The following is a 21,207-nucleotide window of genomic DNA, read 5'->3' as shown; positions in this document are numbered from 1 at the left end:
CCTAGTCCAGAAGCGGTACGACGTCCTCGGGGCCGGGCCCGCGCAGCAGGACCTGCAGCACGGGGTCGGTGTGGTCCCGCTCGCGGAGCACCCGGGTCACCCGGGCGAAGTCGGCCGGAACACCGCGGGCGAACCCGGACCAGGCGTCCCACAGCAGGACGGTCGAGCCGGGCAGGTCGCGCAGGCAGTCGTTGAGCGCGTCGAGGTTGGTGCCGTAGTGCGGCGGGAACGCCAGCGCCTCGCCGATCGCGCGCAGGACGTCGGCCCGGGACTCGAGGCCCACGCCGTCGACGTACCCGAAGGTCCAGCCGGCGTGCTCCACGGCATGCTTCACGTCCGCGACGTCGAGACCGGATTCCCAGCGGTGCACGCCGGGGGTGTGGCGTCCGGCGAGGACGGCGGCCAGTCCGCTCATCGGGAAATCCTCTCGAAGGACTCGTAGTGGTCCTCGGTCCAGTAGAACTCTCCCCCGTCGCCGGCGATGATCCGCCGGGCACCGCGGTGCGAGAGTCCGGGCGTCTCCACGGTGTACTCCGCGTAGTAGCCGCGCTGCCGGTCGGGCAGGACGCCCTCGAAGTTGCCGAAGGTCGAACCGTCCTTGCCGGGGTACGGGTAGGGGCCGCCGTCGTCGATCAGTTCGAGCGTCTCCCCCGCTTCGGGCGGCAACTGGTCAACCGCGACGTAGCGGAAGCCGTCGCTGTCCGTGTCCGGCGTCGAGGCCGAGGACACGTCGTCGCGACCTCGCGCAGCGCTGTCGTCGTCAGCACCGCGGTTCTGGAGCCACCAGACCGCCAGCAGCAGGGCGACGGTGGCGACCGTCGAGACGATCTGCCGGGTTCGCCGGCTCAGTTGCGGCATCTGCACCATCGGGTCAGAGCAGCAGGGCCTGGGCCCGACGCTTGACCTCGGCGCCGCGGTTCTCGCGCAGCGCGTCGATCGGACGGCCGGGCAGGTCGGCGTCGAGGAAGATCCAGGCGATGCACTCGCGGTCGTCGAAACCGTTGTCGTGCAGCACCGTGAGCAGCCCCGGGAGGCCCTTGACCGGCTCGCCGTCGACGATGAAGAGCGAGGGAATCCCCTGCTTCACGCCGGTCGCCGGCACGAGGGCAGGAACGGCTGCGGCGAGCTGGTGGTCGCGGACCATCGTGCGCGCCTTCGCGGGCGTCACGCCGAGCAGTTCGGCCGCCTCGTCCCACGTCAACCAGTCGGAGACGAGGGCGGCAAGGTCCTGTTCGGCCAGTCGCGGTTCACTCATGCGCCCATCTTCCCCTACGGCGTGCCCGATCGGTGAGCGTGGCCTGTCGCCGTACGATGTCCCTCCCGGTCAACTTCCCCGACCGGTCCAGAAGAACCTGCACAGGAGGGTCGCTGTGCGAGACGACCAGCGCGCCCGCGGCGACAACGCCGCGCGGCCCGGCGACCCCCGCCGCACCCAGGACCACCAGAGCGGACGCCTGCTCGACAACCGCTACCGGATCGGCCTGCGGATCGCTCGCGGTGGCATGGCCAGCGTCTACGAAGCCGTCGACACCCGCCTGGACCGCACCGTCGCCGTCAAGATCATGCATCCCGGACTGGGCGATGCGACGTCGCACGACGACGACTCCTTCGCGCGGCGCTTCGTCCGGGAGGCCCGCTCGGCCGCACGCCTCTCGCACTCCAACGTGGTCGCCGTCTACGACCAGGGCCGCGACGAGACTGGCGACGGCACCATCTACCTGGTCATGGAGTACGTCCCCGGCCACACGCTGCGCGACACGATCACCAAGGAAGCGCCGATGTCGCCCGAACGGGCGCTGGCGATCATCGACCCGGTGCTCTCCGCGCTCGCCGCGGCCCACCGGGCCGGCCTGATCCACCGTGACGTGAAGCCCGAGAACGTCCTCATCGCCGACGACGGACGGATCAAGGTCGCCGACTTCGGACTCGCCAAGGCGGTGAGCTCGGAGACCCAGCACACCGCAACCAACGGCGTGCTGATCGGAACCGTGTCGTACCTCGCTCCCGAGCTCGTCATCGAGCAGCGCGCCGACGCACGCGCCGACGTGTACGCCGTCGGCGTGATCCTGTTCGAACTGCTCACCGGCACCAAGCCGCACACCGGGGAGAGCCCGATCGCCGTGGCCTACCGCCACGTCCACCACGACGTGCCCGCCCCGTCGAGCGTCGTCCCCGGTCTTCCGGCGTACGTCGACGCGCTGGTCGCGCGCGCCACGACCCGCGACCCGAGCCTGCGCCCCTCCGACGCGACCGTGCTGCTGCACCACGTGCACCGCGTCAGCCACGCCCTGCAGAGCGGGGTCCGCGACGATCCCGAACTGGTCGACGACCTGCTTCCCAACGCGCGGGTGCCCGAGTCCGACGAACTGCAGGACAACGACACGACTCCCGAGCCCGTGAGCTCGTTGTGGGAGAGCACTCCCGACCTGATCCCCTCCCGATCCGCTGGGCGGCGCGACGCGGACGACCGCGAGTCGACGACGGTGATCCCGGCGCCGATGCCGCCCCCGCCACGCTCGCTCCCCCCGGCCCGCCCGCAGCAGCAGGCACCCCGGGAGCGCCGTGGCCGGCGCGGCGTCGTACTCGCCCTCCTGGTGGCGCTACTCGTCGCCGCCCTCAGCGCCGGCGGCTACTGGTTCGGCTGGGGCCGTTACACGTCGACGCCGAGTGTGGTGAGCCTCGACCAGGCCGCCGCCGAGGTGAAGCTCGACGAGGCCGGTCTCGAGTTCAGCGTCGAGCAGGAGGTCTACTCCGAGAGCGTCGCCGCCGGCATCGTGATCGCCACCGATCCCAAGCCCGGCGAGCGGATCCTGCCCGGCGACACGGTCGAGTTGACCGTCTCGCGCGGCAAGGAACGCTACGACGTCCCCGACCTGCGCGGGATGACCGCCGACGAGGCGGAGAGTGCCCTCAGCGAGGTCAAGATGGTCCTCGGCCGGACCACTGAGGCCTTCTCCGACACCGTGCCGACGGGCAAGGTCATCGCCACCAAGCCGGCCTTCGGGACCCCGGCCGCCACCCTGCAGCCGCCGAACACCACGGTCGACCTGGTCGTCAGCAAGGGCAAGAAGCCGATCACGATCAGCGACTGGACCGGACGCGACGCCAAGGAGATCGAGACGGCCCTGGAGCGGCGCGGCCTCCAGGTCAAGGTGACCGACTCGGAGTTCAGCGATGACGTCGCCAAGGGCGCGATCATCAGCCAGAACCCGAAGACCGGCGTTCTCTACAAGGGCGACACCATTGAACTGGTGGTCTCCAAGGGCCCGGAACTGGTGGCCGTCCCGCCCGTTCGCTACCTCTCCACCAAGGACGCCGTCGACCGGCTCAAGGACCTCGGCTTCAAGGTCCGCAAGGAACACGCCTCCATCTTCCTGAGTGGTCAGGTGGCGTGGGCCACCGATCCGGAGGCCGGCGAACGGGTGAAGAAGGGCAGCACGATCGTCCTCTATATCGTCTGAGGGTGACTCAGCACGACGGCCGCCGCACCACCCTGCTGGCAACGCTCGCGTTGCTGGCGATGACGGCCTGCTGGGGCTCGACGTTCTTCCTGATCAAGGACCTGCTCGAACGGGTCCCGACGGTCGACTTCCTTGCCGTCCGGTTCCTCATCGCCGGCGCCGCCATGCTGCTGGTCGCCCCGCGTGCCATCAGCCGCCTCTCCCCCGAGGTCCGGCGCCGCGCACTCGTCCTCGGCAGCCTGTACGGCGTCGCCCAGATTCTGCAGACCGCCGGTCTGGCGCACACGCCCGCGAGCGTGTCCGGCTTCATCACCGGCCTGTACGTCGTCGCGACCCCCCTGTTCGCGGCCGTGATCCTGCGCAGCCGGATCTCGGGAGCCACCTGGGCCGCCGTCGTGCTCGCAACGGTCGGACTCGGCGTGCTCTCGCTCGAGGGCTTCTCGATCGGGTACGGCGAAGCGATCACCCTCGTGGCCGCCCTGCTCTACGCCGCCCACATCGTCGGCCTCGGCGCATGGTCGAAGCCGGCCGACGCCCTGGGCATGTCGATCCTGCAGGTGCTGGTCATCGCGGCCATCTGCACGACGGCAGCCCTCGTGACGGGCGAGCCGGGCGTCGTACTGCCGGAACGCGGAGCGGACTGGGTCTCGGTCGTCTACATGGCGCTCGTGGCCGGTGCCGCTGCGTTGCTGGCGCAGACGTGGGCGCAGGCGCACCTGCCGCCGACGCGCAGCGCGATCATCATGAGCATGGAGCCGGTGTTCGCCGCGTTCTTCGCGGTCCTGCTCGGCGGTGAGTCCCTGACCGGCCGGATGGCGATCGGTGGGGCGATGGTGCTGACGGCGATGCTGGTCGTCGAAGCGATCCCCCGCCGCAAGATCGAGGCGGAAGTACCCCACATCGCCGTCTGACCTCCCCGCGCCGACCACCCCATCGACAGGGGTGGCATTCCGCGGCGACCGGGCGCACCATGGGGATCTGGGGGAACCATCAAGGAGTGAGTCCATGGCTGGTCACGTCATTCATGTCCACGGCACGATCCCCGCTCCGCCGGAGCAGGTGTGGGACGTCATCACCGATGTCGCCCATGCCAACGACGTGCTCCGCAGCGTCAGCGAGACCGAACTCCTGACCGAGGGTGAGTACGACGTCGGCACCGCTTGGCGCGAACGACGCACCCTCTTCGGCCATCACGGCCCCGAGGAGATCCAGGTCGTCGAGTCGCAGCCGCCCCTGCGCACCGTCGTCGAGGCCGAAGTCGGCAACGACATCATCCGGACGGCGTACCGACTCACGCCGACGGGCCAGGACCGCGGCCAGACGCGGCTGGCGATGACCACGACGGTGGAGATGAGCCATCGCTCACCGCTGTCGCGCGCGATCTGGGCAGCCTTCGGCGGCTTCAGCTACGAGCGCACCCGCAAGGTCCTGGAGCACGACCTGGAGGACATCGAGGCCGAGGCCAGACGGCGCACCTTGGCTGATTGAGAAGGCCAGCGGGCTGGCTCGCGGTAGCGTTGCCCCGCGATGACCACCCCGACCTTTTGCACCGACTGCGGGCACGAACTCGGGATCGGCCGGTTCTGCACGAATTGTGGCAGGCCCGTCCCCGGCCGACACCCCGAGGCGACGCCCACTGTCAGCGCGCCCGCAGCCGCGTCGGCACCGGCGTCACCGGGGTCACCGCAGCCGAGGTCGGCCCCCGTCGTACCGCCGTCGGCCGACCAGGTGCCGCCCTCGGCGCGCTATCCGATGTACGCCGACTCCCCGCCGACCGTCACGAGTCCGGCGACGATGCCGGCGCCCCGGCCCGAGCAGCACCTGCCCCTGGCTCCCGTGCCGCCACCGTCGTACCCCACGGCTCCGAACGTCACGCGCTCCTGGCTGCCCTGGCTGATCGCGCTCGTCGTACTCGCCCTCGTGGCCGCCCTCGGGGCGTTCCTGCTGCTCGGCGGCGACGACGGTGAGCAGGCGGCCGACGACAGTCGCGATGACCAGAGCCAGACGAGCGATCCGTCCGACGAGGGCTCCGACACGGGTGAGCCCGAGCAGCCCGACGCCACCGGCACCGGTGGGCCCGTCGATGCGCCCGACCCCGACGACGTCGAGGACCTGACCAGCGACGTCACGGCCACGGTGCCGTCGATCGCGGCGCCCAGCCGTGACCGCAAGGGCAAGCCGGTGAGGTTCGTCGCCGCGAACATGTGGGACGGCAAGCCCCGCACCGCGTGGCGGATGGCCGGCGACGGCACCGGCGAGACGATCACCTTCGACCTGGGCACCGACGTCGTGATCACCGACGTCGGCATGATCAACGGCTACGCCAAGGTCGACGGCCCGATCAACTGGTACCGCAGCAACCGTCGCGTCCGCGCGGTCCAGTGGGAGTTCGACGACGGCACCCGGGTCACCCAGGAGTTCGGCGACAAGCAGGCCATGCAGATGGCCGCCATCGGCCCGCTGGCGACGCGGACGATCAAGGTCCACCTGCTGACCGTCACTGCCCCCGGCAAGACGGACGGGCGCGACTTCACCGCGATCAGCGAAGTCCGCTTCCTGGGAGCTACCGCAGACTGAGTCCGGCGAGTGCCGCGGCCGCGCGCTCTGCGTCCGCGCGGGTGACATCCAGGTGGGTGACCATGCGGACGGTGCGGGCACCGACCGCGCTGATCAGGACGCCGGCCTCCCGCGCAGCGGCCACGAACCCGGCAGCGTCGGCGCTGTCGAAGGCGACGATATTGGTGTCGACCATGGCCGGATCGACACCGCACGCCTCGGCCAGGATTCGGGCGTTCTCGTGGTCGCCGATCAGTCGGTCGAGGTGGTGGTCGAGGGCGTGCAGCCCGGCCGCAGCAAGGATCCCCACCTGCCGCATTCCTGCCCCGAGCCGCTTGCGACGCACCCGGGCCTCGAACATCTGCTCACGGCTACCGAGCAGCAGGGACCCGGCCGGCGCACCCAGGCCCTTGGACAGGCAGACCGCCATCACATCGGCCACCGCGCCGTACTCGGCGAGCGGCGTGCCGGTCGCGACGTGGGCGTTCCAGATCCGGGCACCGTCGAGATGGACGGCCACCCCGCGCTCGTCAGCGAAGGCGCGCAGGGCCTTGAGGTCGGCGAGCGGCAGGACGGTGCCGCCGGCGAAGTTGTGGGTGTTCTCCACCGAGATCGCGGCTGTCCTGACGAAGAACGGACCGAGATCGGGCGCGAAGAGATCGTCGAGGGCCGTCAGGTCCAGCTGGCCGCGCGGGTGGGACCAGGTGCGCATGGTGAGTCCGCTGACGGCACCGTGGGCGCCGAGCTCGGCGCGAGCGATGTGGGCGCGCGCCTCGCAGAGGATTTCCTGTCCGGGCGCCACCACCAGGGAGACGGCCAGCACGTTGGCCAGCGAACCGGTCGGCGTGAACAGGGCGTCCTCGTGGCCGAACAGTCCGGCCACGCGCTCCTCGAGGGCGCGGACCGTGGGGTCCTCGCCGTAGACGTCGTCGCCCACCTCGGCCGCGGCCATGGCCGCACGCATCGCGTCCGTCGGACGCGAGACCGTGTCGGAGCGGAGGTCGATCACGCCTTGCGAAGCATTTCTGCCACCAGGAACGAAAGCTCCAGGGACTGCACGCGGTTCAGGCGCGGGTCGACGACCGACTCATAGCGGTGCGCGAGACCGAGCTCATCGAGCTCCTCGCCGCCACCGATGATCTCCGTGACGTCGTCGCCGGTGTTCTCCACCAGGATGCCGGCCGGGACCGTGCCGAGTGCGCGGTGCACGTCGAAGAAGCCCTGGACCTCATCGATGACGTCCTCGAAGCGGCGGGTCTTGTAGCCGTTGGAGGCCTCGAAGGTGTTGCCGTGCATGGCATCACAGACCCACGCGGCGTCGACGCCCTCGGCGGTGACCTTCTCGACCAGCGACGGCAGGCCGTCGCGAATCTTGCTGGCACCGAAGCGGGTGATGAAGGTCAGGCGACCCGGTTCGTTGGTCGGGTTCAGCTTCGCGGCCAGCGACAGCGCGTCGTCGGCGGTCGCGGACGGGCCGAGCTTGCAACCGATCGGGTTGCGGATGTGGCTGAAGTACTCCACGTGCGCGCCGTCGAGCTGGCGGGTGCGCTCGCCGATCCAGACCATGTGTCCCGAGACGTTGTACGGCGCGTCCGTGCGCGAGTCGATCCGCGTCATGGCGTGTTCGTACTCGAGCAGCAGCGCCTCGTGCGAGGAGTAGAAGTCGACCCGGTGGAACTCGTCGGGGTCGGCGCCGATCGCCTGCATGAAGTTCAGCGCGCGGTCGATCTCGGCGGCCATCGCCTCGTAGTGCTGGCCGACGGGGCTGTTGCGGACGAACTCGGAGTTCCAGGTGTGCACCTGGCGGAGGTCGGCGTACCCACCGGTGGTGAAGGCGCGCACGAGGTTCAGCGTCGAGGCGGACGCGTGGTAGACGTCCAGCAGCCGCTGCGGGTCGTGGCGCCGTGAGTCGGGGGTGAAGTCGAAGCCGTTGACCGCGTCGCCGCGGTACGCCGGCAAGGTGATGCCGTCGCGGGTCTCGGAGTCCGAGGAACGCGGCTTGGCGTACTGGCCGGCGAGGCGGCCGACCTTCACGACCGGGACAGACGCGGCGTACGTCAGCACGACCGCCATCTGCAGCAACACGCGCAGCTTGTTGCGGGTGTTGTCGGCCGTTGCGTCGACGAACGTCTCCGCGCAGTCACCGCCCCACAGCAGGAAAGCATCGCCCTTGCTCGCGGCCGCGATCTTGGACTTCAGCTCGTCGCACTCGCCCGCAAAAACCAGCGGAGGAAGCGTGCGCAGTCGTTCGACGGTCGCAGCCAGGGCAGCGGGGTCGTCGTACGACGGCTGCTGCTTCGCGCCGATGGCGTGCAACTGCTCGAGGGACGGGAGATTGGTCACCCCCCAAGGGTACGGCTCAACACCCCGGTCGGGTCAGCGTGGGTCATCCGTTGGATCGATGTCCATGTGCTCGATGTCCGCGAAGTGTCCACCCTCGGGCTTGTAGAAGATCCGGGTGACACCCCACAGCACGACGCCGAGCAGCAGCATGAAGCCCGCAATGACGTACTGGATGCGGTCGGGCGCCAGCCGCGCCCAGGGGCCGAGGAGGTAGAGACAGAAGGCCGCACCGAGGATCGGCACCACGGTCGGCGCCTTGAAGTGGCCGCTGTCCGGCTCGCGACGCAGCACCAAGCAGGAGACGTTGACGATCGAGAAGACCGCCAGCAGCAGCAGTCCGGTGGTGCCGGACAGGGCGCTGACGACCGAGACCTCGGTGCCCTCGGCGGCGTCGCCGAGCTTCGCGTCACGCAGCCGCACCACGGCGATGATCAGGGCCATGGCCAGCAGGGTGGTGAAGGCGATGGCGGCGTACGGCGTCCGGCGGCCCGGGAGGACCTTGCCGAGCACCGGCGGCAGCACCTTCTGCTGGGACATGCCGTAGAGCAACCGGCTGGCCATCAGCATGTTGATCAGCGCCGTGTTCGCCACCGCGAACACCGTCAGGAACGGGAAGAAGTCGTCGATCGGTATGTCCGGTGCCCCCAACTTGACGACGTCGATCAGGATGCCCGCATCGGCGTTGGTGGGCTTCGCGATGTCGCCCGGCGGAATCACCACGATCACCGAGATCGCCACCAGCATGTAGATCACGACGGCGATCCCGAGGCCGGTCAGCATCATCTTCGGGAAGATCCGCTCCGGTTCCTTCGTCTCCTCGACCATGTTCACGGAGTCCTCGAAGCCCACCATCGAGAAGAACGCGATGGCGGTGGCGATGGTGACCGCCATGAACATGCCCTTGTCGGACGGGCTCTCGAAGACGGTGATCCGGCCGAGGTCGCCGTCGCCCTTGGCGATCACCGAGAACCCGATGGCGATCACGATCGCGAGCGCGGTCATCTCGATGAGGGTCAGGATCACGTTGAACTTCACGCTCTCCCCGACGCCGCGCAGGTTGATCAGCGCCAGCAGGGCCATGAAGACCAGGGCGACGAACAGTGCCCAGCCGGGCGTGGTCGGCACGTCCGACCAGATCTCGTTCAGCCCGAGCAGCAGGTTGTTGGCCAGCAGGTTCGCCGACGTCGAGGCACTGGTGATGCCGGAGCAGATCACCGTGAACGCCACGAGGAAGGTGATGAAGTGGATGCCGAAGGCCTTGTGCGTGTACAGCGCAGCACCCGCCGCCTGGGGGTACTTCGTGACCAGTTCGAGGTAGGAGAAGGCGGTCAGGGTCGCGACCGCGAAGGCCACGAGGAACGGCAGCCACGCGATGCCGCCGACCTGTCCGGCGAGGCGGCCCGTGACGGCGTAGACGCCGGCGCCGAGGATGTCACCGACGATGAAGAGCAGCAGCAGTCCGGGACCGAGTACCCGCTTCAGTTCCGGCTGGCCGTGGCCATCCTGTGTCGTCACGCCGGACGTATCAGTCGCCATGTGTGTGCCTTCCCTTCCCGAGGTGGAGCCTGCTCCGTGACCTCACCCTCGCGCAGCGTGATCGGAAAGGGAAGCACCCTTTGCCCTAGCGCGACACGGCCTGGCGCCCCTTCCTAGCCGAAGAAGACCTGCGCCTCGGCGTACTCCGCAGGGCTGACGACCTTGAGTGCACCCGTGCCCTCGATGAGCGGGACGCGCACGATGTTCGTGCCCCGCAGGGCCACCATGACGCCGTACTCGCCGTCGGCGACGGCACCGATGGCCTGCAGCCCGAACCGGGTGGCCAGCCACCGGTCGAAGGCCGAGGGCGTGCCACCCCGCTGGACGTGACCGAGTACGACGGCCCGGGCCTCCTTGCCTGTCCGGTGCTCGATCTCGCTGGCGAGCCGGTCACCGATCCCGCCGAGGCGGACGTGGCCGAACGCGTCCTTCTCGCCGCTGGCCAGGGTCATCCCGCTGCCGTCGGCCGGCAGGGCACCCTCGGACACCACGATGATCGGGGCGTACTCGCTCTTGAAGCGCGTCATCACGTGGGCACAGACGGCGTCGATGTCGAAGGGGATCTCCGGGATCAGCACGGCGCTGGCGCCACCGGCGATGCCGGCGTGCAGGGCGATCCAGCCGGCGTGGCGGCCCATGACCTCGACGACCAGCACGCGGTGGTGCGACTCGGCCGTCGTGTGCAGCCGGTCGATCGCCTCGGTCGCGATGTTGACCGCAGTGTCGAACCCGAAGGTGAAGTCGGTGCCGGAGAGGTCGTTGTCGATCGTCTTCGGGACACCGACGACGTTGACGCCGAGTTCGGCCAGCTTCGTGGCCACGCCGAGGGTGTCCTCGCCGCCGATCGCCACCAGCGCCTCGACCCCGGCGGCCGCGAGGTTGTCGGTGATCCGCTCGACGCCGCCCTCGACGGCGAACGGGTTGGTCCGCGACGAGCCGAGGATCGTGCCGCCGCGCGGAAGGATGCCGCGGCACTGCTCGATACCCAGCGGCATGGTGATCCCTTCGAGGGGACCACGCCAGCCGTCACGGAACCCGACGAACTCGAACCCGTGCTCGTTGACGCCCTTGCGGACGACAGCACGAATCACTGCGTTCAGACCAGGACAGTCGCCACCACCGGTGAGCACTCCTACGCGCATGTCTCGACCCTACGTCGCCCCCGGGCCCTACGGTTGTGCCATGACCTTCTCGATCGTGGCCAGGTCCGCTGACGGTGACACGTGGGGCGTGGCTGTTGCCTCGAAGTTCCTGGCGGTCGGCTCCGCCGTTCCAGCGGCCGTCGCCGGTGTCGGCGCGGTCGCCACCCAGGCCGACGCCAACGTCGCCTACAAGGGCCTCGCGCTCTCCCACCTCGACGAGGGCGCCACCGCGTCGGTCGCACTGCAGCGCCTGATCGAGGAGGACGACGGCCGGGCCCACCGCCAGGTCGGCATCGTCGACCTCGACGGCGGAGCCGCGTCCCACACCGGCGCCGAATGCATCCCGTGGGCCGGCAGCCGCACGGGCGACGGCTGGGCGATCCAGGGCAACTGCCTCGCCGGCGTCGAGGTCGTCGACGCCATGGAGCAGGCCTGGCTCGAGAGTGACGCCGAGGCGGCTTTGCAGGACCGACTGCTCGCGGCGCTCGCCGCGGGTGACGCAGCGGGCGGCGACCGCCGTGGCCGCCAGTCGGCCGCGATGCTGGTGGTCCGCGACGGCGCCGGATACGGCGGACTCGACGACGTCGCCGTCGACCTTCGGGTCGACGACCACGAAGCCCCGATCGACGAACTGGCGCGCCTCCTGGACCTGCACGAGCTCTACCTCACGGCATCCACCGAGGACGAGAAGGTCGTCGTCGACGACGCGCTGCGGACCGAACTGGAGGCCTTCGCCGCCAGCGAGGGCCACCGCGACTTCGCGGCGTGGGTCGGCACCGAGAACTACGAGATGCGGGTCGCGCCCGACCTCTCGTGGATCGACGAGCGCGTTCTCGCTGTGGTCCGCGGCGACGGCTGACGTCAGCGGCTCTCCGCGCGCTCCAGTGCCTTCTGCGCCGCATCGCGCTCGGCGGTCGCCGTCCTGAGGTCGGCGGCCGCTGCGTCGCGGACCTCCTCGGCCTCGCCGATCTCCTCCTCGAGCCCGTCGGACTGCTCCTCGAGGTCGGCGAGCCGGCGGCGGAGTTCGTCGATCTCCGCCTGCACCTGCAGCGACCGCGCCGACAGTCGCTCGACCTCGGCGAGTGCATCGTCGTGCGTGGAGTTCGCGTCGTCGTACTCATCGACGGCGGCAGCGAGCCGCTCCTCGGCGGCCGCGAGGGCCTTGGCCGCGCGGTCGGGGTCGGGTACGACGTGCAGGTCGGGTGGTCCGGGCAGCACCGCCTCCCGCGCACTCGCCTCGAAGCCGAGCGCTTCCGGTACGGCGATCGCACCGGCGAGGTCGGCGGGGTTCATCGGCTCCACGCCGGTCGTGTGCAGCGGCGTGACCAGCAGGCCGCTGCGCACCGCGCGTCCGCAGGCCTCGTCCACCATCGCTGCCGTGAGGGTCGCCTCGACCTGCTCGGCCACCGCCTCGGTCACCCGGAAGCCTTCGTCGCCGGCGAGACGCCGGGCCTGGGTCGTGACGGCCGCGGTGACCTGACGACGTTGCCTGGTCAGTGCGCGCAACTCCCCTGCCGACATCGCCTGCTGCGCCTCGCGGAGCGCTGCTCCGACGCTGAGCACCTGGTCGACCTGGGCTGCTTCGCGTCGGACGAGCAGGTTGACGACCCAGGCCGCCGTCGCCGGCTTGCGCAGTGCCTTGACCCGGGGCGCCAACGGCGTGCCCTTGAGTTCCTTGACGCGGGCATCGCGCGCAGGGGTGAACTCCGCGAGCGGCAGGGCGTAGAGCTCGTCAGCGATCTCCAGCAGCTCGTCCGTCAACCCGTCAGTCATCGAGCCCCTGCTCGATCGCGTAGCGGGTGAGCTCGACGCGGTTGTGCATCTGCAGCTTGCGCAGGGTGTTCTGCACGTGGTTCTGCACCGTGCGGTGCGAGAGCACCAGCCGCTCAGCGATCTGCTTGTAGGACATCCCCTTCGCGACCATCTTGAGGATCTCGGTCTCGCGTTCGGTCAGCTTCTCGCCCGGCGGAGTGCTCGGCTCGTTCATCCGGCGGAACTCCCCCAGCACCAGCGCAGCCAGTCCCGGGGTGAAGACGCTGTCGCCTTCGGCGACCCGTTGTACGGCGGCCACCAACTCCGCACCCGAGGCCGACTTGACGAGGTACCCGGTGGCGCCTGCCTTCACCGCCGCCAGTACGTCGTCCTGTTCCCCCGACGCCGACAGGATGAGCACCCGCGACGACGGATCGGTGGCCAGCACGCTGGCGGTCACCTCGACGCCGCTGGGCTCCGGGATCTGCAGGTCGAGGACGACGACCTGGGGCCTCGTGGCCTGGAACCGGTTGATCGCCTCGGTGCCGGTGGCGGCCGTGGCCACGACGACGAACCCGGCTGCGGTCAGGTCGCGCTCGACCGCATCACGCCACATCGGGTGGTCATCGACGACCATCACCCGGATCTGATCGGACATGGGTCGACCCTAGACCGGGACCCTCATGCCTTGTGGAAGCGCCCACGCCGGTGCAACAACGCGTCGTCGGGGCCGTCCTCGTCGATCTCGACGTGCTCGATCACGACCTGGACCTCGACCGACCAGCCCACTGCGCGCTCACCGACCAGCCGCACAGCAGCCCAGGTGCCGGCCGAGGCGAGTCGGGGGCCGTGGTCGGTGTCGACGAATTCGGCCTGGCGGAACGGGCCGCCGGGCGCCGGGGCGGTGCCCGCGAATGCCTCGGCCAGGTCACGATCGGCCCACGAGAGCAACTGCACCACGGCGACACCGTCGTCGCGGAGCGCGTCGAGCAGGTCGGCGTCAGGGTCGAGGAGCGCGAGGATCGAGGGTTCCGGGCCGAGCGCCACCATCAGCGACGACACGGTCAGACCGGCACGCGATCGATCCTTCCCCGTGGTCCACAGCGTGACGGCGCCACCGACGCGGCCCCGGAAGCGACGGGCCGGGTCGGGATCGCCGGCGGCGAACGGGTGGGTGGTGTGGATCGTCATCGTTCTCCTCGTTGTGGGGCAACGCGCGGGACGGCGAACGTCCACTCCGTGCCGTAGGAGCCGGAGTCCAGGGTCGCTTCCCCGCCGAGGTCGCGGATCCGGCCCCGGATCGATTCGAGCACGCCGAGGCGGCCCTGCTGCGCGGCCTGCTCGAGCCGTCCGTCTGGAATGCCCGGCCCCTCGTCGCGGACGGTGACCTCGACGCGGTCCCCGAGGTCCTCGAGCAGGATCCACGCCGGAGCGTCCTCGCCGACGTGCCGGGAGACGTTGTCGAGGCAGGCCTGCGCGACGGCAGTGATCTCGGCAACCGCGTGCGCACCCAACTCGACCGCGCCGGCCGGCAGCGCCACCTCGGTGTGCGGCCGCGCGCCGAGGCGGTCGAGCGCGGCCGCCAGGTCCGCGTTGGCACCGGTGCCGCGGAAAGGCGTGACCGCGTCCTGGGAACGGATCAGTGTGCGCAGCGCCTGTTCCTGCGCGCCGGCCAATCTGCCCAGCTCGGCAGCCTCCCCGCCGAGTTCGCCGCCGCGACGCTGGACGAGGGCCAGCACCTGCAGCACGCCGTCGTGGACCACCCGGGCCAGGCGAGCCCGTTCGGCGGCTGCCGCGGCCTCGCTCTGCGCGCGGTCACGATCAGCAGCCATCGCCGTGAGCGACTCGCACACGAACCCGACCATCGAGCCCCCGAGCAGGATCAGGAAGACGTTTCCCCAGTCCTGCTGGCGGATCTCGGCGCGGCTGAGCAGGTCGATCGCCCCGAGCAGCACCGCAGCAACAGTGCCACCGCGCCAGCCGTAACGAACGGCCCACGCCAGCAGGGCCCCGACGATCCAATAGCCGGGGATGGTCGCGTGGAACCACTCCCCCTTGACGAACGGCGTCGCGAGCAACAGGCCCACAGCCAGGGCAAGGTCGGCGACGAGCACCGCCGGAACCCGTCGCTCCGGTGCGGCGTAGACGATGATCGCCGCGACCGTGCCGACCGCCATCACCCCGAGGCACGCCCAGCCGAGAGCGGGCCGCTCGAAGTTGTTGCGGATGATGTTGAGCGAGACTGCGTAGACCAGGACGACCACCCGCAGCACCGCGAGCGCCCGGAACATCCGGTTCTCGACGGCGACCGCGGCCCGGGTCGTCGTACCGCTGGCCACGACGGAGTCGGTCAGGACGCGATCTTCCGCTCGTCGCCGTCGCCGTCGCCGCGTTCGGCCCGCTCGGCGCGCTCGGCCTTCTTCGACTCTTCCTTGGCGCGACCGGCGTACATGTCGACGTACTCCTGGCCGGAGAGCCGCATGATCTCGTACATGATCTCGTCGGTGATCGAGCGCAGGATGAAGCGGTCGTTCTCCAGGCCGGCGTAGCGCGAGAAGTCCATCGGCTTGCCGAAACGCACGGTCGGACGGGTGATCCGGCCGAACTTCTTGCCCGGAGGTGCCACCACGTCGGTGCCGACGACGGCCACCGGGATCACGGGGACGCCGGTCTCCAGCGTGAGGCGCGCGATGCCCGTCTTGCCGCGGTAGAGCCGGCCGTCGTGGGAGCGCGTGCCCTCGGGGTAGATGCCGAAGAGCTCGTTCTCGGCCAGCACCCGCTTCGCCGAGACCAGGGCTCCGGACGCGGCGTCGCCACTGGTGCGGTCGATCGGGATGTTGCCCGTGCCGCTGAAGAAGTTCTTCTGCAGCCAGCCCTTGACGCCCGGCGAGGTGAAGTACTCCGCCTTGGCAACGAAACGCACCATCCGCGGGATGACGAGAGGCATGAACAGCCAGTCGGCGTACGACAGGTGGTTGCTGGCGAGAATCGCCGGACCCGTCGACGGGACGTTCTCCAGACCCTCGGAGCGCGGCCGGAAGATCAACTTCAACAGCGGCCCGAGCGCGATGAACTTGAGGAACCAGTAGAACAACCGACCGACCTTCCGCTTGGACTTCCCTGCGGGCAAGACTAGTGCCTCCACCGCGATCCGCGGACACCCGCGCGTGCCTGCGTTCGTACGGCACAATCGCGCCATGCCGCCGAGCCCTGCGTCCCTCACCGCACCCCTGACGATCGCCGCCCGACCGGAGCTGACCGGAGGTCGCCGGATCGGCGTCCTCCTGAGCCACGGTTTCACCGGCTCGCCCGCCTCGATGCGGCCGTGGGGCGAGTACCTCGGCGACCTCGGGTACGGCGTCGTCGTACCCCGCCTGCCCGGGCACGGCACCACCTGGCAGGACCTCAACCAGCGCACCTGGTCGGACTGGCACGCGGAGATCACCTCGACCTTCGACGCACTCCGGGCCGACCACGACGCCGTCGTCATCGGCGGGCTGTCGATGGGTGGCGCCCAGGTCCTCCAGTTGGCTGCCGCCCGCAACAGCGAGATCGCGGGCCTCATGCTGGTCAACCCGGCCGTGTCGACCAAGCGGCTCGACGTGAAGTTGCTGCCCGTCCTCAAGCACCTCGTCGGCTCGTTCCCCGCGATCGGGAACGACATCAAGAAGCCCGACACGGACGAACTCGGCTACGACCGGACGCCCCTCAAGGCGGCCCACTCGATGATGCAGGCGTGGCCCGGCATCATCCGGGACCTGCCGAAGATCACCGTGCCCGTCCTCTACTTCCGCGCCGACGACGACCACGTCGTGGATGCCTCCTCCGAGAAGATCATCCGCAAGCAGATCTCCTCCGACGACGTGACCCGCGTGCCGCTGCCGGAGAGCTATCACGTCGCGACGATCGACAACGACGCCCCGACCATCTTCGAGCAGTCGGCGGCGTTCATCGCCCGCGTCACCGGGTGAGGGCGCTGGCGTAGGCTGGCGCCGTGAAACGGGAGAACCCCGAGGAGCAGGACTCCGCGTGGCAGAAGATCGTCGAGAACTACGGCGAACGTGCCGAACTCGACGCTGCCGACGACCCCGTCGAGGTGGTCATCGAACGTGAACCGGACCTGCGCGACGAGGACCCGGTGGGATCGAGCCTCTTCGACGACGACGCCATCGACGAGATCGACCGCTTCGTCCCCGACAGCCCGCCTCCGGTGCCGATGCCGCCGCCCGACCGGTTCCTGGCCTGGCTCGGCGTCTTCGGTTCGCCGACCGTGCTGCTGGTCTTCCTCGTTTTGGGGATCGGCATGCCGCAGATCCTCGGCTGGATCCTCGTCGGCGGCTTCGTCCTCGGCTTCTGCTACCTCGTCTTCACGCTCCCGCGGTCGCCGCGCGATCCGTGGGACGACGGCGCGGTCGTCTAGCGCCGATCCCGCGCCAGCAACGCAGCGCCGACCGCTCCGGCCTCGGGTCCGCTGCGGGCCGGCACCAGCGGCGGCACGGGCCGATAGGCCGTGCCCTGCAACGAATCGGCGAGAGCGGCGCGCGCCGGCGCGAGCAGCAGGTCACCGACAGCCGAGACGCCTCCGCCGACGACGACGAGTTGCGGGTCGAAGGCCGACACCAGCCCTGCGACACCCACGCCCAGCCAGGTACCGATCGACGCGAAGGCCTGCCGGGCGACCTCGTCACCGGCGAACGCCATGGCCGCAACCTCTGGCCCGTCGAGGTGCCGACCCAGGGCCACGCGCGTGACGCGCTCGAGCGCCCGGCCGCTGCAGTACTGCTCCCAGCACCCGCTCAGCCCGCACTCGCACGCCAGGCCGTCCGGGACGACCTGCATGTGGCCGAACTCGCCCGCCAGCCCGTGGGCTCCGCGGACCACCCGCCCACCCAGCACCAGCGCACCACCGATACCGGTGCCGATGGTGATCATCAGCATCGAGTCGGCACCCTGTCCCGCACCCACCACCAGTTCGGCGTGGGCCGCACAGTTCGCATCGTTGTCGAGTACGACGACAAGGCCGGTCCGTTCGGCAATCCGGTCCCGCACGGGAGCATTGCGCCAGGGCAGGTGCGCGCCGAACAGGTACCGCTCGCCGGCACCGTCGACCAGCCCCGCGGCGGAGATGCCGAGCGCGACCGGCTCCTGGTCGTCGTACACGTCACGAGCGGCGAGCTCGACGGCGTCCTCGACGGCCGACTCGTCGGCGTTCCGACCGGGCATCGGGCGGGTCGCCATGGCTTCGACCTCGCCGTCAGCCGACACTCGCACGGCCAGCACCTTGGTGCCGCCGACGTCGACGCCGACCCACGTCTCCCTGGCCATCAGCGTGGCCTCAGATGCGCGCCAGGTCGGCCGCGCCGATGACTCCAGCGCGGTTTCCCAGCGACGCGAGGCGGATCTCGGCGCGGGGCCGGAACCCGCGGCCGGCCAGCTCCCGCTCGAACGTCGCCCGCAACGGGTCGACGAGGATGTCGCCGGCGGCGCTGACGCCGCCGCCGATGACGATCACCGCCGGGTCCAGCACCGCCACGAGCGAGGCGATGCCGTGGCCGAGCCAGTGGCCGAGACGCTCGAGCTGCTCGACCGCGAACTGGTCGCCCGCGCGCGCGGCATCGGTGATCATCGGGCCGGTGATGGCCGCCGGGTCACCACCTGCACGCTCCAGGAGGTCGCGCGCGAGCAACGAGCTCGCCGCGACCGCCTCTCGGGTCGCTCGCACCAGCGCGGTGCCGCTTCCGTATTGCTCGAGGCAGCCGTGGTTCCCGCATCCGCACACACGCCCCTCGGGGACAACGCACAGGTGGCCGATCTCGGCCGCGACACCGAAGGCCCCGCGCAGCAGGTGCCCGTCGGTGACGATGCCGCCTCCGACACCGGTGCCGACAGTGACCATCAGCTGGTCGTCGACGTCCCGGCCCGCGCCGTAGCGGAACTCGCCCCACGCCGCGGCGTTGGCGTCGTTCTCGACCACCACCGGCAGACCAGTGAGTCGAGCCAGGTCGACGCCGAGCGGCTCATTGCGCCAGGCGATGTTGGGGGCGAAGAGGACCGTCGACCGATCCGCCGCGACGTAGCCGGCCGCACCGACGCCGATCGCCGTCACGGGGTGCTGGGCGACGAGTTCCGCGACCAGCGCTGCCGCTGCCGCCTCCATCGCCGCGGGGTCCGTCGCCGGCGACTCCACGCGCGACTCCACGAGGATCGTTCCATCGGCGTCGACCACCGCACCGGCCATCTTCGTGCCGCCGATGTCGATGCCACAGGTCAGGTCGGCCGTCACGGTGTCGATCCCGGGGTGCGGTCCGTTTCGTCATCGGCGTCATCGAGGTCGATGTGCTCGACCTCGGCGCCCCGCGCGTTGGCGCCGTCGGATCCGGGCGGCGGTGGCAGCGTCTCCATCAGCCCGGCCGCGGCCTGGAGCAGCGAGGATGCAGCGACCATGAGGTGGGTCTTGACCTCCGGGGACGTCTGGCGCACGGCGTGCACGACGCGGCAGACCGGGCAGTAGCGGCACTCGGCCTCGCCGGTCGCAATGTGCTCGCTCACCTCGTGGGCCATGGCGGCGGCCTGGGCTGCGAAGCCACCGGCGCTGCCAGCGGCCTCGCCTGCCTGCTGTCGCGCGGCATCGGCCAGTGCGCCGAAGAGCTTCATGGCTTCCTCGCCGACGCTCCCGATGTCAGGGCTGGCGCCGGAGCCGGGGTCCTTCTCGTCGGTCATCGCTTCACCGTGCCCGTCCCGGCCGAAGCCGGTGCCGGTTCGGCGAAGCGCACGCGCAGCTCGCCGTCGACAACCTTCGCGCCAGCAACCTTCAACCGAGCCAGTCCGGACGGCAGCGTGAGCAGCCGGCGATAGGAACCGACCGTCATCACGAGTTCGTCTCCGTTGCGGGCGAGGTCCACCTCCGACCGGGTGACGAAGGGCAGGGACAAGTGGACCACGGCACCACCTTCGTCAGGTCGGGACACCCGGAACGGGCCCTCCCCGACGGGCGGCGCGAGCGGGTCGGCACCGTCGTACAGGGCTGCAGCGAGAGCGGCGACCGCCTCGACCCCGACCGGTTCGGCCGGTTGGTACTCGGACGTGAAGATCGGCAGGCCCGTGAAGGACTCGGCCACCTCGGTCAGGACGCCCTGCTGGGCGGCGACCCAGCCGGCGCGCCACTCATCGGCAGCGTCAGCGGGAAAGACCCGGTTGGCGACCACCCCGTCGACCCGGTAACCGAACAGGCACAGGCTGGTGAAGGCCCGTCGGGCCTCGGCCAGCACCATCTTCTCGGGGGTGAGGACGAGCCGGACGCTGGCGTCGGGCCCCGACAGCAGGGCATGCACGTCGTCGAGCTCGGCGTGGAGGCGCGTGATCGCGTCGAAGACGTCGTCGCCCGGCATGGGCACGCCCGCCGCACGGTTGAGGATCGGTCGCAGCGCCTTGACCAGGCGGCGCTGGATCGGGAGGAGTCGTTCGAGGTACCAGCCGAGGGCTTCGGGCAGGGCCAGCAGTCGCAGCGTCTCGGCCGTCGGTGCACAGTCGACGACGATGACGTCCCAGTTGCCGGAACGTGCGTGCTGGCGCAGTTCCAGCAGCGCGAGCACCTCCTCGGCCCCGGGAATGACCGTCATCTCCTCGGCAGCCACCGGGTCCATGCCGACCGCGTCCAGCACGGTCAGCAGGTAGCGCTGGATGTCGGCCCAGGACTGCTCGAACCGCAACTGGGCGTCGACCTGCTGGAGGAACAGATTCGGTGCCACCTCGGTCGGTTCGGACGGACGGGCGTCACCCGGAGCGCCGTACGCGTCCGCCAGGGAGTGCGCCGCATCCGTCGAGATCACCAGGGTGCGCAGGCCGCGGGCCGCTGCGAGCGCGGCTGTACCGGCGGAGACGGTCGACTTGCCGACGCCACCCTTACCGGTGAACAGAATGATCCGCACGGACTGGTCCTGCATCCGCGGCGCCTCAGGCGCCGTACTCGACGCGCTTCTTCAGGCCCTTGAGCGCGGTGTCGATGAGGATCTTCTCGCCCTTGCGCTTGAGCATGCCGATCAGGGGGATCGAGACGTCCAGGGACAGTCGGTAGGTCACCTGGGTCGTGTTCGGCGCGGTCTCGCGCAGCACGTAGGCACCCTCGAGGGCCTTGAGCATCTTGCCCTCGACGAGGGTCCAGGTGACCTGGTTGTCGCCGTCCCACTCGTAGGCGAGCGTGTACTCGTCCTTGATCGGGGACACATCTAGCGCGAAGAACACCTCACGCGCCCGGCCACGCTGCGCGTCGTCGTCAGCGTCGAAGGAGGCCGTGACCTCCGCAACGGTGACGCCCTTGGCCCACGCGGGATACGCCGGGAAGTCCGCGATGACGGCCATCACATCCGCTGCGGGGGCGTCGACAACGATCGACGAAGACGTCTGTTCGGCCATGGCGG

Annotated in this window: 24 protein-coding genes; 7 read left to right on the top strand and 17 right to left on the bottom strand. The window is 70.3% G+C overall.

Going from position 1 to position 21,207, the window contains the following annotated elements:
• Position 1 precedes the first annotated feature (1 nt).
• Genes HRC28_RS12710 through HRC28_RS12700 form a run of 3 tightly spaced genes read right to left on the bottom strand, consistent with a single transcriptional unit; the run spans position 2 to position 1,255 of the window.
• Positions 2-415: a barstar family protein gene (locus tag HRC28_RS12710; RefSeq protein WP_182375889.1), complete on the bottom strand. Its 414-nt coding sequence runs from the start codon at positions 413-415 to the stop codon at positions 2-4.
• On the bottom strand, positions 412-867 hold the full coding sequence (locus HRC28_RS12705) for a ribonuclease domain-containing protein (RefSeq protein WP_237111460.1): 456 nt from the start codon (positions 865-867) through the stop codon (positions 412-414). Before HRC28_RS12705 ends, HRC28_RS12710 begins: the two co-directional genes overlap by 4 nt.
• Positions 868-871: 4 nt before the next feature.
• Complete coding sequence (locus tag HRC28_RS12700) at positions 872-1,255, bottom strand: Rv2175c family DNA-binding protein (RefSeq protein WP_182375888.1); 384 nt, start codon at positions 1,253-1,255, stop codon at positions 872-874.
• A gap of 115 nt (positions 1,256-1,370) precedes the next feature.
• On the opposite strand from HRC28_RS12700, the gene pknB reads away from it, so the two are divergent.
• From pknB to HRC28_RS12680, 4 genes are all read left to right on the top strand, one after another.
• Complete coding sequence (gene pknB / locus HRC28_RS12695; RefSeq protein ID WP_237111459.1) at positions 1,371-3,461, top strand: Stk1 family PASTA domain-containing Ser/Thr kinase; 2,091 nt, start codon at positions 1,371-1,373, stop codon at positions 3,459-3,461.
• Positions 3,462-3,463: 2 nt separating this feature from the next.
• On the top strand, positions 3,464-4,372 hold the full coding sequence (locus HRC28_RS12690) for a DMT family transporter (protein ID WP_237111458.1): 909 nt from the start codon (positions 3,464-3,466) through the stop codon (positions 4,370-4,372).
• Positions 4,373-4,466: 94 nt separating this feature from the next.
• Entirely contained in the window at positions 4,467-4,949 is a 483-nt protein-coding gene (locus HRC28_RS12685; protein WP_182375886.1) for an SRPBCC family protein, read from the top strand.
• Positions 4,950-4,988: 39 nt separating this feature from the next.
• Complete coding sequence (locus tag HRC28_RS12680; protein WP_182375885.1) at positions 4,989-6,038, top strand: zinc ribbon domain-containing protein; 1,050 nt, start codon at positions 4,989-4,991, stop codon at positions 6,036-6,038.
• Here the strand turns inward: HRC28_RS12680 and HRC28_RS12675 are convergent.
• The 4 genes from HRC28_RS12675 to HRC28_RS12660 form a co-directional block, all read right to left on the bottom strand.
• Positions 6,025-7,026: a threonine aldolase family protein gene (locus HRC28_RS12675; protein ID WP_182375884.1), complete on the bottom strand. Its 1,002-nt coding sequence runs from the start codon at positions 7,024-7,026 to the stop codon at positions 6,025-6,027. The two genes, HRC28_RS12680 and HRC28_RS12675, sit on opposite strands and share 14 nt — an antisense overlap.
• The gene (locus tag HRC28_RS12670) at positions 7,023-8,360 is read right to left on the bottom strand and encodes a 3-deoxy-7-phosphoheptulonate synthase class II (protein ID WP_182375883.1); all 1,338 of its coding nucleotides are present in this window, start codon (positions 8,358-8,360) and stop codon (positions 7,023-7,025) included. The genes HRC28_RS12675 and HRC28_RS12670 overlap by 4 nt, the downstream gene beginning before the upstream one ends.
• 33 nt (positions 8,361-8,393) lie before the next feature.
• Positions 8,394-9,875, bottom strand: a complete 1,482-nt coding sequence (locus HRC28_RS12665; RefSeq protein WP_237111457.1) for an APC family permease — start codon at positions 9,873-9,875, stop codon at positions 8,394-8,396.
• Positions 9,876-10,009: 134 nt separating this feature from the next.
• Positions 10,010-11,038, bottom strand: coding sequence for a 6-phosphofructokinase (locus HRC28_RS12660; protein WP_182375881.1), 1,029 nt, complete (start codon positions 11,036-11,038; stop codon positions 10,010-10,012).
• A gap of 40 nt (positions 11,039-11,078) precedes the next feature.
• Here HRC28_RS12660 and HRC28_RS12655 point away from each other — a divergent pair, with 40 nt between their 5' ends.
• The gene (locus tag HRC28_RS12655; protein ID WP_182375880.1) at positions 11,079-11,897 is read left to right on the top strand and encodes a DUF1028 domain-containing protein; all 819 of its coding nucleotides are present in this window, start codon (positions 11,079-11,081) and stop codon (positions 11,895-11,897) included.
• Between the two features lie 2 nt (positions 11,898-11,899).
• Here HRC28_RS12655 and HRC28_RS12650 read toward each other — a convergent pair whose 3' ends face one another.
• Genes HRC28_RS12650 through HRC28_RS12630 form a run of 5 tightly spaced genes read right to left on the bottom strand, consistent with a single transcriptional unit; the run spans position 11,900 to position 15,920 of the window.
• Positions 11,900-12,811 carry a hypothetical protein gene (locus HRC28_RS12650; RefSeq protein WP_182375879.1) on the bottom strand — a complete coding sequence of 304 codons (912 nt, stop codon included), beginning with the start codon at positions 12,809-12,811 and terminating at the stop codon, positions 11,900-11,902.
• Positions 12,804-13,448 carry a response regulator transcription factor gene (locus HRC28_RS12645; protein WP_202033071.1) on the bottom strand — a complete coding sequence of 215 codons (645 nt, stop codon included), beginning with the start codon at positions 13,446-13,448 and terminating at the stop codon, positions 12,804-12,806. The genes HRC28_RS12650 and HRC28_RS12645 overlap by 8 nt, the downstream gene beginning before the upstream one ends.
• Positions 13,449-13,471: 23 nt before the next feature.
• Positions 13,472-13,981 carry a flavin reductase gene (locus HRC28_RS12640; protein WP_182375878.1) on the bottom strand — a complete coding sequence of 170 codons (510 nt, stop codon included), beginning with the start codon at positions 13,979-13,981 and terminating at the stop codon, positions 13,472-13,474.
• On the bottom strand, positions 13,978-15,129 hold the full coding sequence (locus HRC28_RS12635) for a DUF5931 domain-containing protein (protein WP_237111456.1): 1,152 nt from the start codon (positions 15,127-15,129) through the stop codon (positions 13,978-13,980). The genes HRC28_RS12640 and HRC28_RS12635 overlap by 4 nt, the downstream gene beginning before the upstream one ends.
• Before the next feature lie 11 nt (positions 15,130-15,140).
• Complete coding sequence (locus HRC28_RS12630) at positions 15,141-15,920, bottom strand: lysophospholipid acyltransferase family protein (protein WP_237111455.1); 780 nt, start codon at positions 15,918-15,920, stop codon at positions 15,141-15,143.
• A 67-nt stretch (positions 15,921-15,987) separates the two neighbouring features.
• Here HRC28_RS12630 and HRC28_RS12625 point away from each other — a divergent pair, with 67 nt between their 5' ends.
• Complete coding sequence (locus tag HRC28_RS12625) at positions 15,988-16,761, top strand: alpha/beta fold hydrolase (protein ID WP_182375877.1); 774 nt, start codon at positions 15,988-15,990, stop codon at positions 16,759-16,761.
• A 23-nt stretch (positions 16,762-16,784) separates the two neighbouring features.
• Complete coding sequence (locus tag HRC28_RS12620; protein ID WP_182375876.1) at positions 16,785-17,210, top strand: hypothetical protein; 426 nt, start codon at positions 16,785-16,787, stop codon at positions 17,208-17,210.
• On the opposite strand, the gene HRC28_RS12615 is transcribed toward HRC28_RS12620, so the two are convergent.
• The 5 genes from HRC28_RS12615 to HRC28_RS12595 are packed head-to-tail and all read right to left on the bottom strand — an operon-like array spanning position 17,207 to position 21,202.
• Entirely contained in the window at positions 17,207-18,115 is a 909-nt protein-coding gene (locus tag HRC28_RS12615) for an ROK family protein (protein ID WP_182375875.1), read from the bottom strand. The genes HRC28_RS12620 and HRC28_RS12615 overlap by 4 nt on opposite strands.
• A 10-nt stretch (positions 18,116-18,125) precedes the next feature.
• Entirely contained in the window at positions 18,126-19,073 is a 948-nt protein-coding gene (locus HRC28_RS12610; RefSeq protein WP_182375874.1) for an ROK family glucokinase, read from the bottom strand.
• Positions 19,070-19,510: a hypothetical protein gene (locus tag HRC28_RS12605; protein WP_182375873.1), complete on the bottom strand. Its 441-nt coding sequence runs from the start codon at positions 19,508-19,510 to the stop codon at positions 19,070-19,072. The genes HRC28_RS12610 and HRC28_RS12605 overlap by 4 nt, the downstream gene beginning before the upstream one ends.
• Entirely contained in the window at positions 19,507-20,733 is a 1,227-nt protein-coding gene (locus tag HRC28_RS12600) for an ArsA family ATPase (RefSeq protein ID WP_237111454.1), read from the bottom strand. The genes HRC28_RS12605 and HRC28_RS12600 overlap by 4 nt, the downstream gene beginning before the upstream one ends.
• Before the next feature lie 10 nt (positions 20,734-20,743).
• Positions 20,744-21,202, bottom strand: coding sequence for an SRPBCC family protein (locus tag HRC28_RS12595; RefSeq protein WP_182375872.1), 459 nt, complete (start codon positions 21,200-21,202; stop codon positions 20,744-20,746).
• Positions 21,203-21,207 lie beyond the last annotated feature (5 nt).

It is taken from the genome of Nocardioides sp. WS12 (assembly GCF_014108865.1).
In the GTDB taxonomy this organism is placed as follows: domain Bacteria; phylum Actinomycetota; class Actinomycetes; order Propionibacteriales; family Nocardioidaceae; genus Nocardioides.
This window is presented reverse-complemented; position numbering and strand designations above follow the sequence as displayed.

Coding starts and splice junctions, on each gene's coding strand:
- HRC28_RS12710 (WP_182375889.1), bottom strand. CDS start 415: ATGAGCGGACTGGCCGCCGTCCTCGCCGGACGCCACACCCCCGGCGTG.
- HRC28_RS12625 (WP_182375877.1), top strand. CDS start 15,988: ATGCCGCCGAGCCCTGCGTCCCTCACCGCACCCCTGACGATCGCCGCC.
- HRC28_RS12650 (WP_182375879.1), bottom strand. CDS start 12,811: ATGACTGACGGGTTGACGGACGAGCTGCTGGAGATCGCTGACGAGCTC.
- HRC28_RS12660 (WP_182375881.1), bottom strand. CDS start 11,038: ATGCGCGTAGGAGTGCTCACCGGTGGTGGCGACTGTCCTGGTCTGAAC.
- HRC28_RS12705 (WP_237111460.1), bottom strand. CDS start 867: ATGGTGCAGATGCCGCAACTGAGCCGGCGAACCCGGCAGATCGTCTCG.
- HRC28_RS12605 (WP_182375873.1), bottom strand. CDS start 19,510: ATGACCGACGAGAAGGACCCCGGCTCCGGCGCCAGCCCTGACATCGGG.
- HRC28_RS12685 (WP_182375886.1), top strand. CDS start 4,467: ATGGCTGGTCACGTCATTCATGTCCACGGCACGATCCCCGCTCCGCCG.
- HRC28_RS12645 (WP_202033071.1), bottom strand. CDS start 13,448: ATGTCCGATCAGATCCGGGTGATGGTCGTCGATGACCACCCGATGTGG.
- HRC28_RS12595 (WP_182375872.1), bottom strand. CDS start 21,202: ATGGCCGAACAGACGTCTTCGTCGATCGTTGTCGACGCCCCCGCAGCG.
- HRC28_RS12640 (WP_182375878.1), bottom strand. CDS start 13,981: ATGACGATCCACACCACCCACCCGTTCGCCGCCGGCGATCCCGACCCG.
- HRC28_RS12700 (WP_182375888.1), bottom strand. CDS start 1,255: ATGAGTGAACCGCGACTGGCCGAACAGGACCTTGCCGCCCTCGTCTCC.
- HRC28_RS12615 (WP_182375875.1), bottom strand. CDS start 18,115: ATGGCCAGGGAGACGTGGGTCGGCGTCGACGTCGGCGGCACCAAGGTG.
- HRC28_RS12655 (WP_182375880.1), top strand. CDS start 11,079: ATGACCTTCTCGATCGTGGCCAGGTCCGCTGACGGTGACACGTGGGGC.
- HRC28_RS12600 (WP_237111454.1), bottom strand. CDS start 20,733: ATGCAGGACCAGTCCGTGCGGATCATTCTGTTCACCGGTAAGGGTGGC.
- HRC28_RS12680 (WP_182375885.1), top strand. CDS start 4,989: ATGACCACCCCGACCTTTTGCACCGACTGCGGGCACGAACTCGGGATC.